Here is a 13,595-nt window from a genome sequence, read left to right on the forward strand (position 1 = left end):
CCTCAGCGGCGGGGGCGGGGGGCGTGGTCTCCCGCTGGGCGGCGTCGGCCAGGCCCAGCTTCACCAGGGCCTGAAAGGCCTCCTCCGCCCGGCCGGGGTCCCATTTGAGGGCGTGGACGGCCCCCTGGGGGCGGAAGGGCCCGCCTGCCCGGAGCAGATGGAGGTACAGAAGGGCGGCGTCCCCGTTGCCGGAGGCCATCAGACGGTCGGCGGCGTCGGCGCGCAGGGCCAGGACGCTGCCGGGGTAGAGTAATTGGTCCGCCATGGGAGGTCCTCCTTTCCGAGTGGGATGGGCGGTCGGTCTTTTCATCATACCACAACGGGGCGGCGGGGTAAAGTGCGCTCGCATTTGGGGCGAAGAAAGGCGGAAAATTCACATTGTGCCTATTTTTTCTCCACCGGATTTATGATATACTATTGACAAGTCTGAACACATCCGGCCCGCCCGTCCGGCGGGGCCGATCGAATATACGCGGGAGGGCGTACCATGAGAAATCACATCACCGTCACCATCGCCGATCAGGAATATAACGTGGTAGCCGCTGAGGACGAGAGCTACGTCCGCAAGGTGGCCGCCCATGTGGACAGCAAGGTCCGGGAGGTCCTGGAGAACGGCCGCATTTCGGCGGCCAACGCCGCCATCCTGGCCGCGCTGAACATCGCCGACGAGTACTACAAGGAACAGGAGACCTCGGAGAATCTGCGCCGCCAGCTCAAGGAGTACCTGGAGGAGGGCACCAAGCTGAAAATGGAGCTCTCCGAGGCCAAGCGGGAGATCTTCAAGCTCCAGAACAGCAAGAAGTAAGCGGACAAAGGAGGCCCTATGCTGGAACTGCTCTCGCCCGCCGGCTCCATGGAGGCGCTGCGCGCCGCGGTACAAAACGGCGCGGACGCCGTCTATATGGGATACGGCGACTTCAATGCCCGCCGCAACGCGAAGAACTTCACGGAAGAGGAGTTTGCGGCGGCGGTTTCTTATTGTCATCTCCGGGGGTGTAAGCTCTACCTCACCCTCAACACTCTGGTCACCGACCGGGAGCTGCCCGGCGCCATCGACTGCGCCGTCCGGGCCAGCGCCCTGGGGGTGGACGCGGTGCTGGTCCAGGACCTGGGCATCCTGCGCCTGCTGCGGCAGGCCGCCCCGGACCTGCCGGTCCACGCCTCCACCCAGATGACCGTTCACAACCTGGACGGCGTCAAGCGCATGGCCGACTTCGGCATGACCCGGGCGGTGCTGTCCCGGGAGCTGGACCGGAAGGCCATCGCCTATATCTGCGAGCGCTCCCCCATCGAGATCGAGGTCTTTGGACACGGAGCGCTGTGCATGTGCTACTCGGGCCAGTGCTTCATGTCCTCCGTCATCGGCGGGCGCAGCGGCAACCGCGGCCTGTGTGCTCAGCCCTGCCGCCTGCGCTACGGCTGGAACGGCAAGGCCGACGGCAACCCCCTGTCCCTGAAGGACATGTCCCTGGCCGGGCACCTGCGGGAGCTGCGGAAAATGGGTGTATCCTGCCTGAAGCTGGAGGGACGGATGAAGCGCCCGGAGTACGTGGCCGTGGTCACCCGGGTGTACGCCGCTGCCATCCGGGAGGGGCGGGAGCCCACGCCCGAGGAGGTGCAGGCGCTGACGAAAGCCTTCTCCCGCCAGGGCTTCACCGACGGGTTCTACCAGGGCCAGACCGGTCCGGCCATGTTCGGCGTCCGGGAGGAGGAGAAGGAGCCCAAGGAGCTCTTCGCCCAGGCCCGGCAGACCTATGAGGACGGGGAGGCCCAGCGGGTCCCGGTGGAGTTCTACGCCGTGGTCCGCCGGGGTGAGACCGTGAAGGTGGCCGCCCGGGACGAGGACGGCCACACCGCCGCCGTGGAGGGGGAGGCCCCCCAGGAGGCGCGGACCAAGCCCCTCACCGCCGAGGGCGTGGAGAAGCAGCTCGCCCGCACCGGCGGCACCCCCTACCGCTGTGCCGCCGTCCACACCAAGCTGGACAGCGGCCTGGCCCTCTCGGCGGCCAGCCTGAACGCCCTGCGCCGCCAGGCGCTGGAGGAGCTCTCCGCCCAGCGCGTGAAGCCCAGGGAGCGCCGCACCGGCGACTTCCAGCCCGGCGTGCGCTATGAGAACCGCCGGGAGGCCCCGGTGCTCACCGTGTCGGTACGCCACGCCGAGCAGATCACCGACGAGCTCCTGGCCCTGAACCCGGCCCTCATCTACGTCCCGGTGGAGGAGCTGGCCGCCCACCCGGATCTGGCCGGGAAGGGGAAATTCGGCGTGATCCTCCCCCGCATCGCCTGGGACAAGGAGCGGGATACCCTCAAGGATCAGCTCAAGGCCGCCCGGGACATGGGCGTGAAGGATGCCCTGGTGGGCAATCTGGGTCTTCTGGACCTGCCGGAGGAGCTGGGCTTCACCCTGCGGGGCGATTTCGGCCTGGAGCTCTACAACTCCCAGGCCCTCAAGGAGGTCAAACGGATGGGCCTCGCCTCGGCCACCGTGTCCTTTGAGCTGAAGCTGGCCCAGATCCGGGACCTCTCCAAGGCCCTGGACACCGAGCTCATCACCTACGGCCGCCTGCCCCTGATGATCATGGAAAACTGCATCATCCGCAACCGCACCGGCGGTGTGTGCCGCCATGCCTGCGAGCGGGAGGGGGAAAATACCCTCACCGACCGCAAGGGGGAGAAGTTCCCGGTGGTGCGGGCCTGGGGCTGCCGCAACGAGATTTTGAACGGCAAGCCGGTGTATCTGGCCGACAAGGCCGGGGACTACCGCCGCCTGGGGCTCTGGGCCCAGCGGCTCATGTTTACCCTGGAGTCCCCCAAGGAGTGCGCCGCCATCGCCCGGCGGTATGCCGGTTCGGGGGACTGGACCCCCAGCGCCTATACCCGGGGGCTTTACTACCGGGACGTGGAATAATAGGAGAACGACCCATGGAACTGAAGATCAAAGCGGTGTCCCCCCACATCGGGGACAGCATTCCCTTTCCGTTTTACGCCAGCGCCGGAGCGGCGGGCATGGACCTGAGCGCCTGCATCGACGCGCCGGTGACGCTGGAGCCCCACCAGATCGTCCGCATCCCCACCGGGGTGGCCATCGCGCTGCCGTCGGCGGAGTATGTGGCCCTGGTGTTTGCCCGTTCGGGCCTGGGCATCAAGCACGGGGTGGCCCTCGCCAACGGCGTGGGGGTCATCGACAGCGACTACCGGGGGGAGATCCAGGTTGGGCTCATCAACCAGTCCGACACCCCCTACACCATCGAGCCCGGCGAGCGGGTGGCCCAGCTGGCGGTGATGCCGGTGGTGCAGCCCACCCTCGTGCCGGTGGACACCCTGGACGAGACGGAGCGGGGCGCGGGCGGCTTCGGCTCCACGGGAAAATAAGGAGAAGAAAACGATGGACATCATTCTGGCCTCCCAGTCGCCCCGGCGGCGGGAGCTTTTGGAGCGCATGGGGCTGACCGGCTTCCAGGTCATCTCCCCCGATGTGGACGAAAACCTGGGGGAGGAGCTGCCCCCCGCCGAGCTGGTCAGCCGCCTCTCCCGGCGGAAGGCCCAGGCGGTGGCGGCCAAGGCCGGGCAGGACGCCCTGGTCATCGCCGCCGACACGGTGGTGGCCCTGGAGGGCACCATTCTGGGCAAGCCCGCCGATGAGCTGGCCGCTTTCCGCATGCTCTCCGCCCTCTCGGGGGCCCGGCATCAGGTGTATACCGGCGTCACCGTCCTGCGGGGCGAAGAGGCGTATACCGAGTACGAGGTCACCGACGTCACCTTCCGGGAGCTCTCGGAGGGGGAGATCGAGGACTATATCCGCACCGGCGAGCCCATGGACAAGGCCGGGGCCTACGGCATCCAGGGCTACGGCGCCCTGTTTATCGAGGGCATCCAGGGGGATTACTATAATGTGATGGGCCTGCCGGTGTGCCGGCTGGGCCGGCTCCTGGACCGGCTGGGCGTCCACTGTCTGGCGCTGGCCGCCCGGCGGCGCTGAGGAGAACGGAGGCGCGCCTTTTGAAAGATTTTTTCCGCAACAACGGGGGACTCATCCTCATCATTGCCGTGCTGCTGGGGTGTATCATCGCCCTGACCTCGGCGCTGATGGGGGGCTTTGCCCACCCCCTGTCCAATCTGGTGGGGATCATCACCACCCCGGTGCGCAACGGCATCAACGCCGTGGTGGAGTGGACCGAGGCCCGGTATGAGGCCGCCTTCCGCCAGAGCGAGCTGGAGGCCGACTACGAGCAGCTCAAGAAGGACTACGCCGAGCTGGAGAAAGAGCTCCGGGAGGCCCAGAGCGACGCCGAGGAGAATGAGCGCCTGCGCAATCTGCTGGGCCTGAAGGAGAAGCGGCGGGAGCTCCAGTTCGAGGCCGCCACCGTCACCGCCGTGGTCGCCGACAACTGGGACTCCGCCCTGACCATCAGCAAGGGCAGCGACTTCGGCCTGGAGCAGGGGGACTGCGTGGTGGACGAGTACGGCAATCTGGTGGGCCTCATCGATCAGGTGGGGACCAACTGGTCCACCGTCATGACCATCGTGGACTCCGACCTGGAGATGGGCGGCCTCATCGCCCGCACCGACACCGCCGGCATCCTGGAGGGCAGCTTTGAGCTGATGGGGCAGGGGAAGCTCCGCCTCTCCTACCTCCCCGAGAACAGCGAGTTCATGGCGGGTGACCAGGTGCTCACCTCCGGCCTGAGCGGCCTGTACCCCTCCGATCTGGTGGTGGGCTACATCGAAGAGGTGCGCACCGACCCCTCCGGCATGACCCGCTACGCCGTGGTGGTGCCCGAGGCGGACCTGAGCGACTTGCAGCAGGTGTTCGTCATCACCAACTTCGACATCGTGGAATAAGGGGGCGTACCGATGACCCGACACGATTTTCTGGTCAAGTGGGGCGTGTACGCCCTGGCACTGCTGCCGGTTTGGTTTCTGGAGTGCTACATTCTAGCCCGCTATCCCTTCTACGGCATCAAGCCCATGCTGCTGCCCCTGGCGGTGGTGGCGGTGGCGGTGCTGGAGGGAGCCTCCGGCGGCGCCGGCTTCGGCCTGGGGGTGGGGCTGCTGGGCACCGCGGTGTACTACCACACCGGCGGCGGCTTCGTGGTGCTCATGACCCTGCTGGGGCTGGGCACCGGCCTTTTGACCCAGTACGTCCTGCGGCAGGATTTTTTGGGGTGTCTGCTCTGCTCCGCGCTCTCTTTGGGGATCCTGGACGTGACCCGCATCCTCCCGCGTCTGCTCTATCAGCGGGAGTCCCTGGAGGCCATGCTCCGCGTGGCCGGTGGGGAGATCCTCTGGTCCCTGGTCTTTACGCCGCTGGTCTATGCCATCTTCCTGTGGGTATTCCGGCGGGTCCCCAAGCGCACCCACTTCTGATCCGGCCCGGCCGGACCGCACCGCCAAGGAAAGGGCACATCCATGGATAGAAAAAACTTCCAATTCAGACTATATACCGTGGTGGCCGTCATGGCCCTGCTGTTTCTCCTCTTCATTGCCGTGTTGTGGGATCTCCAGATCATCCACGGCGCGGAGTACCGCCAGAATTCCACCAAGCGTATCGCCCAGATCGAGACGGTGGACGCCGTCCGGGGCGAAATCGTAGACCGCAATGGCCGGGTGCTGGTGACCAACCGCTCCACCTATCAGGTGACCCTCAAGGAGAGCGCCATGGGCGAGGAGGCCGAGCGCAACGCCAACCTCCTCAAGCTGCTGGAGATCTGCCACAGCGAGGGGGTCACCTGGACCGACACCTTCCCGGTGTCCCAGACCGCGCCCTACGTCTTTACCCTGGATCAGGCCACCAATACCCAGAAAAAGGCCTTTGCCTCCCTTATGGAGACCATGAAGTGGACCGATCCGGCCCGGGAGGCCCTGGAACAGATCGGCATGGCCCCCGAGGAGGAGGAGCAGACCCTCTCCGGCTTCGTGGAGGAGATCGGCAACACCGCCCAGGCCGTTCAGGACGGGACCTACGGGACCTCCGCTACCGTCGACGGAGCCATCTCCGCCGACGCCCTCCTCCAGACCATGCGGGAGTACTATGAGGTGGACCCCAGCGTCTCCGACGAGGACGCCCGGGCCCTGCTGGGGGTGCTCTACGAGCTGAGCCTGCGCAAGAAGAACGCCACCACCACCGAATACATCTTTGCCACCGACGTGGACGTGCAGTTCATCAGTGTGGTGAAGGAGCATAAACTGAAGGGTGTCACCATCGACGCCACCACCACCCGGGAGTACAAGACCTCCTATGCCTCCCATCTGCTGGGCCGGGTGGGCGCCATCACCGGGGATATGTGGAATGCGGAGGACTCCTACTACAAGAAGAACGGCTATAATATGAACGACCTGGTGGGCATCGACGGCGTAGAGAACGCCTTTGAGGAGTACCTCCGGGGCGAGGCCGGCACCCAGGCCGTGGAGACCAACTCCGAGGGCAAGGTGGTGGGCGAGAGCTGGCTGGTAGACAGCGAGACCGGCGAGACTCTGGAGCCAAAGCCGGGCGACAACGTGGTCCTTACCCTGGACCTGCGCCTCCAGGAGGCCCTGGAGGAGTCCCTGGCCAAGTGGGTCCCCACCCTCACCGACCAGACTGAGGGCGCCGCCGGCGTGGTGATGAACATGAGCGGCGAGGTGCTGGCCATGGCGTCCTATCCCACCTACGACCCCAATATCTACAAAAATTCCACCGAGTTCGCTGAGGCGAGCCAGGACCCCCTGACCCCCTTTGTGAACCGGGCTACCCGGGGCACTTACTCCCCCGGCTCCACCTTCAAGATGATCACCGGCGTGGCCGCCCTCCAGGAGGGGTATACCACCACCACCGAGGAGATCTATGACACCGGCCGCTTCCAGTACCCGGAGGGCCAGAAGTACCCCTACGGCGACTACCACCCCGCCTGCTGGTATTATCTTGAGTACGGCGGAAAGCACGGCTGGGAGAACATCAGCGAGGCCCTGCGGGACTCCTGCAACATCTTCTTCTTCACCATGGCCGACCGCATGGGCATTGAAATCATCAACGAGTACGCCGCCATGTTCGGCCTGGGCCAGCCCACCGGCATCGAGCTACCCGAAAAGACCGGCTATGTGGCCAGCCCCGAGACCAGCAAACTCCTGGGCCAGGAGTGGTACGGCGGTCTGCTGCTCCCCGCCGCCATCGGCCAGGGCGACACCCTGTGTACCCCCCTCCAGCTGGCGAACTACATCGCCACGCTGGTCAACGGCGGCACCCGCTATGAGGCCCATCTGCTGAAAACCGTCAAGAGCAGCGACTACTCTCAGGTGATCCTGGAGAAGGAGCCCAAGGCGCTGGACGACATCGACATCGACCAGGAAAACCTGGACGCGGTGAAGTACGGCATGTACCTCCTGGGTACCGAGGGCAGCGTCTCCTCCTACTTCAAAGACCTGCCCGTCACCGTGGGCGCAAAGACCGGTACCGCCCAGGTGGGCTCCGCCACCGCCGAGTCCGACGCCATCCTGGTGTGCTTTGCCCCCTATGAGGACCCCGAGATCGCCATCGCCCTGGCGGTGGAGCACGGCGGCTCCGGTACCTCTGTGGCCGCCATCGCCGCCGACGTGCTGGCCGCCTATTTCAGCGCCGATACCAGCGCCGAGACCGTGGTGTCCGAGGGCACCCTCCTGCGCTGACCATTTCCGAAACTCTGCAAGGATTGGACTGATCGTATTATGACTGACCCCCGCACTTTCGACCCGAGAGACCCCGCCTGCAAGTCTCCCTACGGCGCGGTCCCGTCGGGGACTGCGGTCCACCTCACCGTCCGCCCTCTGCGGGCGTGGGGCTTTTCCCATGTGACCCTGTCCGCCCGCTTCGAGGGCCAGGACAACCGCACCGTCCGCTTGGAGCTGGCATGGAGCGGCCTGGACCTGGAACGGGACTGCTATTCCGGCACCCTGGACGTGGGGGATTATGTGGGCCTTATCTGGTACACCTTCCATATGGAGGGGCTGGACGGCCGCTGGGCCGAGCTGGGGGAATATCAGCTCACCGTGTACGACGACCGCGAGCAGGTGCCCACCTGGTTCGGCGAGGGGGTCACCTATCAGATCTTCCCCGACCGCTTCCGCCGCCTGCGCATCCCCGATCCCAAGGGGATGATCGGCGGCCGGACGGTCCACACCGGCTGGTACGAGGAGCCGGTCTACCTGCCCGACGAGCACGGCGAGGTGCGCAACCGGGACTTCTTCGGCGGCAGCCTCAACGGCGTGCGGGATAAGCTGGGCTACCTGAAGGGGCTGGGGGTGGACACCATCTACTTCTGTCCCATCTTCGAGGCCCCGGAGAACCACCGCTACGGCACCGGCGACTACGAGAAGATCGATCCCATGCTGGGCACCAACGAGGATTTCCGCCAGCTCTGCGACGAGGCCCACGCCCTGGGCATGCACATCATGCTGGACGGCGTCTTTAACCACACCGGCTTTGTCAGTCGCTACTTCAACGGCGACGGCTCCTACGACACCGGCGTGCCCGGCGCGGCCCAGTCCCCCGACAGCCCCTATCGCAAGTGGTACAACTTCATCCACTGGCCGGACCAGTACGACTCCTGGTGGGGCATCTACTCCCTCCCCGCCGTCAACGAGAGCGAGCCGGCCTATGTGGACTACATGATCCGGGATGAAAACAGCATCGTCCGCCGCTGGCTCAAGGCGGGGGCGGATGGCTGGCGGCTGGATGTGGCCGACGAGCTGCCCGATACCTTTGTCCACGCCCTCCACGAGGCCGTGCGGGAGACCAAGCCCGACGGCGTGGTCATCGGCGAGGTGTGGGAGGACGGCTCCAACAAGATCGCCTACGGCGTGCGCCGCAAGCACATCCTGGGCGGCCACTGCGACGGCCTGATGAATTACCCCTTCCGCAACTCCCTCATTGAGTTCCTGCTGGGCAAGGACGCCCGCTTCTTCCAGGAGGCCATGGAGGGGTTGAGGGCCAATTACCCGCCCTTTGCCTACTACTCGGCCATGAACGCCCTGGGCACCCACGACACCGCCCGCATCCTCACCCTCCTGGGGGTGGGATCCCCCTGCCTGGAGTACACCAAGAGCTGGCGGGCCGACTACCGCATGACGCCGGAGCAGCTGGCCCGGGGCATGGAGCTCCTCCGCCTGGGGGCCCTGGTGCTGTATACCTTCCCCGGCTCCCCCACCGTTTACTACGGCGACGAGGCCGGGATGGAGGGCTTCGAGGACCCCTTCAACCGCCGCCCCTATCCCTGGGGCCGGGAGAACGGGGACCTCATCCGGTGGTTCACCCGCATGGGACAGCTGCGCCACCGCTATGCGGCGCTGCGCAAGGGCGCCATCACCTACGAAAAGGCCGACGGCCATGTGCTGGCCTACCGGCGGACGTGGGAGAAGGAGACCGTGCTGGTGGCGGTGAACACCGGCGACCAGGCGGTCACGCTGGACCTGCCCTGGCCCGCCCGGGACGTGCTCAGCGGCGAGGTGCTCCCCGCGCCGGGGACCCGCGCCCTCACCGCCCAGCTCCCGCCCCGCACCGGCCGGGTGCTCATCCCCATCACCAGATTCCAAGGTTAACAAAACGCCCGGATGGGCCGCAGCGCGGCCCGTCCGGGCGTTCTTGATTTAGTGGGGCAGCTCCCCGGAGGGGAGATCGGTCTTGCTGGGCTTCTTCTCGGCCTCCACCTGGGGCAGCAGGTCGGGACCGGCGTCGGTCCGGGCCCGGCGGGCCAGGGTCTCCCCGTCGGGGGGAGGCAGCGGCTCGTCGCTGGTGAACACCAGCTCGAAGGTCTCGGCGTCCATGTTCTCGTACTCCAGCAGGTAGGCCGCGGTGCGCTCCAGCTCCTTCCGCTTGGCGGTGAGGATCTCCACGCAGCGGGCGTAGGCCCCGTCGATGAGGGCCTTCACTTCCTCGTCGATGAGGGCGGCCACTTCCTCGGAGTAGTTCTTGGTCTGGGCCATGGAGCGGCCGATGAACACCTCGTCGTGGCCGGAGTCAAAGACCACGTTGCCCACCTTTTCGCTCATGCCGAAGCGGGTGACCATGTTCCGGGCGATGGCGGTGGCCTTCTGCAGGTCGTTGCCCGCGCCGGTGGAGATGTCGCCCAGGGCCAGCTGCTCGGCGCAGCGGCCGCCCAGGCACACGGCGATACGCTCGGTGAGGTACCGCCGGGACTGGAAGGACACGTCCTCCTTGGGCAGGGAGATGGTCATGCCGCCCGCCATGCCGCGGGGGATGATGGTGATCTGGTGGACCGGGTCCTGGGTCTCCAGCTCGTGGATGACGATGGCGTGGCCCGCCTCGTGGTAGGCGGTGAGCTCCCGCTCCCGCTGGATGACCACCCGGCTCTTCTTCTCGGGGCCGGCCACCACCTTGATGACGGCCTCCCGCAGCTCGGTCATGCCGATGAAGCGCTCATGCCGCCGGGCGGCCAGGAGGGCCGCCTCGTTCATCAGGTTCTCCAGGTCGGCGCCGGTGAAGCCGCCGGTGCCCTTGGCCAGCTCCTTCAGGTCCACATCCTCGGCCAGAGGCTTGTTCCGGGCGTGGACCCGGAGGATCTCCTCCCGGCCCTTGCTGTCGGGGGGACCCACGTAGATCTGCCGGTCGAAGCGGCCGGGGCGCAGCAGGGCGGGGTCCAGGATGTCCTGGCGGTTGGTGGCGGCCAGCACCACCACGCCCTCGTTGGAGCCGAAGCCGTCCATCTCCACCAGCAGCTGGTTGAGGGTCTGCTCCCGCTCGTCGTGGCCGCCGCCCAGGCCGGCGCCGCGCTGACGGCCCACGGCGTCGATCTCGTCGATAAAGACGATGGCGGGGGCGTCCTTCTTGGCCTGGTCGAAGAGGTCGCGGACGCGGCTGGCGCCCACGCCCACATAGAGCTCCACGAAGTCGGAGCCCGAGATGGACAGGAAGTGGACCCCGGCCTCACCGGCCACGGCCTTGGCCAGCAGGGTCTTGCCGGTGCCCGGAGGGCCCACCAGCAGCACACCCTTGGGGATGCGGGCGCCCAGATCCAGGAAGCGCTTGGGGTCCCGCAGGAACTCCACGATCTCCTGGAGCTCGGCCTTCTCCTCCTTGGCGCCGGCCACGTCGGCAAAGGTGACCTTCTTGGTCTGGTCGTCGCCGGTGCGGGTGCGGGCCCGGCCGAAGCGGGAAGTCCGCTCCACGCCGCCGCCTCCGCCGGCTCCGCCGTTCTGCCGCAGGAGCATGAAGTACCACAGCGCGCCAAAGATCACCGGCACGGCGATCCACGGCAGGAAGCTCATCCAGAAGGGCGGCTGGAAGCCGGGCTTGTAGTCGTAGGTCAGGAGACCGGCGTCCTTCTGGCTGGCCAGCAGGTCGTTGAAATCGTTGTAAAACACCCAGAAATTGGGCAGCTCATAGGTCAGGCGGGTGGTGCCGTAGCCCACATCCTCCCGCAGGGTGAGGATGAGGGTGGTGTCGTTCACCACCACCTCCGAAACCTTCTGCTGCTCCAGGAGCTGCCGCACGTCGCCGTAGGTCAGCGTGGGCTGGTTCCCGGTGTCCCGCATGGCGAACACGGTGAGCAGCAGAATGGCGATCACCAGCAGGGAAAAGCCGATGTCGCGCATACTTCCTTTTCTGTTCAAAAAGCGGACACTCCCCCCGGCGCGCCGCAGTGAACGGCACGCCTGTCAGTCTGCCGCGCCCCGGGGACGGGGGGCGGCGATCACTTGCCCCCGTAGACCGAGGGCTTCAACACACCGATGTAAGGCAGATTGCGGTACTTCTCGTCATAGTCCAGGCCGTAGCCCACCACGAACTCGTCAGGGATGGAGAAGCCGGAGTACTGCACGGCCACGGGCTTGGTGCGGCGCTCGGGCTTATCCAGCAGGGTACACAGCCGGATGGAGGCGGGATGGCGGGCCTCCAGGAGCTTGAGGAGGTAGGACAGGGTGTTGCCGCTGTCCAGGATGTCCTCCACCACCAGGATGTCCTTCCCCTCGATGGGCTCGGACAGGTCCTTGACGATCTTCACCTGGCCGGAGCTGACGGTGCCGGAGCCATAGGAGGACACCGCCATGAAGTCCACGGTGCAGGGCACGTGGATCTGGCGCACCAGGTCGGCCATGAACACGAAGGAGCCCCGCAGGATGCTGATGAGGAGGGGCTCTTTCCCCTCATAGTCCTTGTCGATCTGGGCGGCGATCTCCGCGACCCGGGTTTTCAGCTGTTCCTCGCTAAAGAGGACGTGGTCAATGTCATGTTCCAGCATAATCATGTTCCTTTCTCTCTGTGGTGGTGGATGTGCTGCGGGACCGGAAGGTCACTGCCCAGGCATCCTGGCCGGGGCGGGCCAGACGGCTCTCCTCCGGTCCGAAGGGGGCGGCGGCCAGGATGCCCGCCTCATCCGCCAGCACCGGGCAGCGTTCCCGGTCCCGGCGGTGGATCTTTTGGTCAATAAAGCGCTTTTTCAGCGTCTTGGTGTCCCGTCCGGGGAGTTTCAGAGCGTCCCCGGTCTGCCGGGGCCGGAGCACCGGCGTGCCGGTGAATTCCGAAAAATACATCACGCCGGGTTCGGGCTCCTCGGGGCACACGCAGCGGCGGCAGGAGCAGCCATACAAGCTGCCCTCCGGCCAGGTCTCTCCATCCAGCTCCAGGGGACAGGGGAGAAGCACCTGGGGGTCCCGCCGGGTGGTGAGGAGGAGCTCCCCATAGACCCGCTGGGCCATGAGCCCACCGGGGAGGAACACCATCGCCGAGGGGTCGTCCCCCCGGGCCAGGTCCACCACCGCCTCCAGATGGGTGGAGGCGTAGTCGGTGCTGCCGTTGCCCAGCATGGACAGGAGGGTCCGCACCGCCCGGGGGGCGATGGCGGCGGGGGCGGAGGCGATGTGCCGGGCCTCGATGACCAGGTCGTCCTCGGCCCAGCGGCCCAGCGCGGCCACCTGGGCGGCCTGGGCGTTCAAAAAGTCGTTGTCCTGCCGCAGCAGGCGGATGGTGCGCTCCATCCCGCTCAGAAAGCGGGGGTTGAGCTCCTCCATGCGGGGGAGGAGCTGGAGGCGCAGGTAGTTGCGGGCGTGGGCGTCGTCGGCGTTGGAGGAGTCCTCCCGCCAGTCCAGGTCCCGCTCCTTCAGATAGCTTTCGATCTCCTCCCGGGTAGTGGTGAGGAGGGGCCGCACCAGATGGCCCCGCCGGGGCGGGATGCCGGTGAGGCCCTGGAGCCCCGCGCCCCGGATGAGGTGGAGCAGTACGGTCTCCACATTGTCGGAGGCGTTGTGGGCGGTGGCGATGACGTCGGCGCCGATGGTTTCCGCGATTTCCTCCAGAAAGGCGTACCGGAGGGCGCGGGCGGTCTCCTCGATGCCGGTCCCCTCCCGCCGGGCGGCCTCCGCCACATCGCCGGAGCCCAGGTGGAAGGGGATCTTCCACATTTCGCACCGGTTTTCCACAAAAGCGGCGTCGGCGGTGGATTCCTCCCCCCGCAGGCGGTGGTCGAAGTGGGCGGCGTGGAGGGTGAAGCCCCGCTCCTCCGCCAGAGCGCGGAGGAAGTGGAGCAGACACAGGGAGTCGGCCCCGCCGGACACGGCGCAGAGCACCGTTCCCCCGGCGGGGAGCATGGCGTATTCGTCGATGAGGGCAAGGGCGTTGTCCAGCATAGGGT

The 13,595-nt window shown here is 66.7% G+C and carries 11 protein-coding genes and 1 pseudogene; 8 read left to right on the forward strand and 4 right to left on the reverse strand.

The genetic code is table 11. The features are described from left to right. Nucleotides 1–265, reverse strand: a pseudogene (locus B5G43_RS12785) (DNA replication protein DnaD); the annotation flags it as partial. Between the two features lie 222 nt (nt 266–487). On the opposite strand from B5G43_RS12785, the gene B5G43_RS12790 reads away from it, so the two are divergent. From B5G43_RS12790 to B5G43_RS12825, 8 genes are read left to right on the forward strand one after another with little or no spacing between them, the layout of a single operon-like run. Then, nucleotides 488–805, forward strand: coding sequence for a cell division protein ZapA (locus B5G43_RS12790; protein ID WP_087262006.1), 318 nt, complete (start codon nt 488–490; stop codon nt 803–805). Nucleotides 806–823: 18 nt separating this feature from the next. Continuing rightward, complete coding sequence (locus B5G43_RS12795) at nt 824–2,908, forward strand: U32 family peptidase (protein ID WP_087262008.1); 2,085 nt, start codon at nt 824–826, stop codon at nt 2,906–2,908. Nucleotides 2,909–2,922: 14 nt separating this feature from the next. Further along, a complete protein-coding gene (gene dut / locus B5G43_RS12800; RefSeq protein ID WP_087262010.1) occupies nt 2,923–3,372 on the forward strand; it encodes a dUTP diphosphatase in 450 nt (149 codons plus the stop codon). A gap of 13 nt (nt 3,373–3,385) precedes the next feature. Beyond that, the gene (locus B5G43_RS12805; RefSeq protein ID WP_087262012.1) at nt 3,386–3,979 is read left to right on the forward strand and encodes a Maf family protein; all 594 of its coding nucleotides are present in this window, start codon (nt 3,386–3,388) and stop codon (nt 3,977–3,979) included. A gap of 20 nt (nt 3,980–3,999) precedes the next feature. After that, a complete protein-coding gene (mreC, locus tag B5G43_RS12810) occupies nt 4,000–4,842 on the forward strand; it encodes a rod shape-determining protein MreC (RefSeq protein WP_087262014.1) in 843 nt (280 codons plus the stop codon). A 12-nt stretch (nt 4,843–4,854) separates the two neighbouring features. Beyond that, nucleotides 4,855–5,367: a rod shape-determining protein MreD gene (locus B5G43_RS12815; RefSeq protein WP_087262016.1), complete on the forward strand. Its 513-nt coding sequence runs from the start codon at nt 4,855–4,857 to the stop codon at nt 5,365–5,367. Nucleotides 5,368–5,409: 42 nt separating this feature from the next. Then, entirely contained in the window at nt 5,410–7,641 is a 2,232-nt protein-coding gene (locus tag B5G43_RS12820; protein WP_087262018.1) for a penicillin-binding transpeptidase domain-containing protein, read from the forward strand. A 39-nt stretch (nt 7,642–7,680) separates the two neighbouring features. Next, the gene (locus B5G43_RS12825) at nt 7,681–9,549 is read left to right on the forward strand and encodes a glycoside hydrolase family 13 protein (protein ID WP_087262020.1); all 1,869 of its coding nucleotides are present in this window, start codon (nt 7,681–7,683) and stop codon (nt 9,547–9,549) included. 48 nt (nt 9,550–9,597) lie between these two features. Here the strand turns inward: B5G43_RS12825 and ftsH are convergent, their stop codons facing one another. The 3 genes from ftsH to tilS all read right to left on the reverse strand — a co-directional run bounded on the left by ftsH (nt 9,598) and on the right by tilS (nt 13,590). After that, a complete protein-coding gene (ftsH, locus tag B5G43_RS12830; RefSeq protein ID WP_087262022.1) occupies nt 9,598–11,562 on the reverse strand; it encodes an ATP-dependent zinc metalloprotease FtsH in 1,965 nt (654 codons plus the stop codon). 98 nt (nt 11,563–11,660) lie between these two features. After that, nucleotides 11,661–12,206: a hypoxanthine phosphoribosyltransferase gene (gene hpt, locus B5G43_RS12835; protein WP_204244516.1), complete on the reverse strand. Its 546-nt coding sequence runs from the start codon at nt 12,204–12,206 to the stop codon at nt 11,661–11,663. Then, nucleotides 12,193–13,590 carry a tRNA lysidine(34) synthetase TilS gene (gene tilS / locus B5G43_RS12840; protein WP_087262025.1) on the reverse strand — a complete coding sequence of 466 codons (1,398 nt, stop codon included), beginning with the start codon at nt 13,588–13,590 and terminating at the stop codon, nt 12,193–12,195. Before tilS ends, hpt begins: the two co-directional genes overlap by 14 nt. Nucleotides 13,591–13,595: the final 5 nt, after the last annotated feature.

Source organism: Flavonifractor sp. An92 (assembly GCF_002159175.1).
GTDB lineage: Bacteria > Bacillota > Clostridia > Oscillospirales > Oscillospiraceae > Pseudoflavonifractor_A.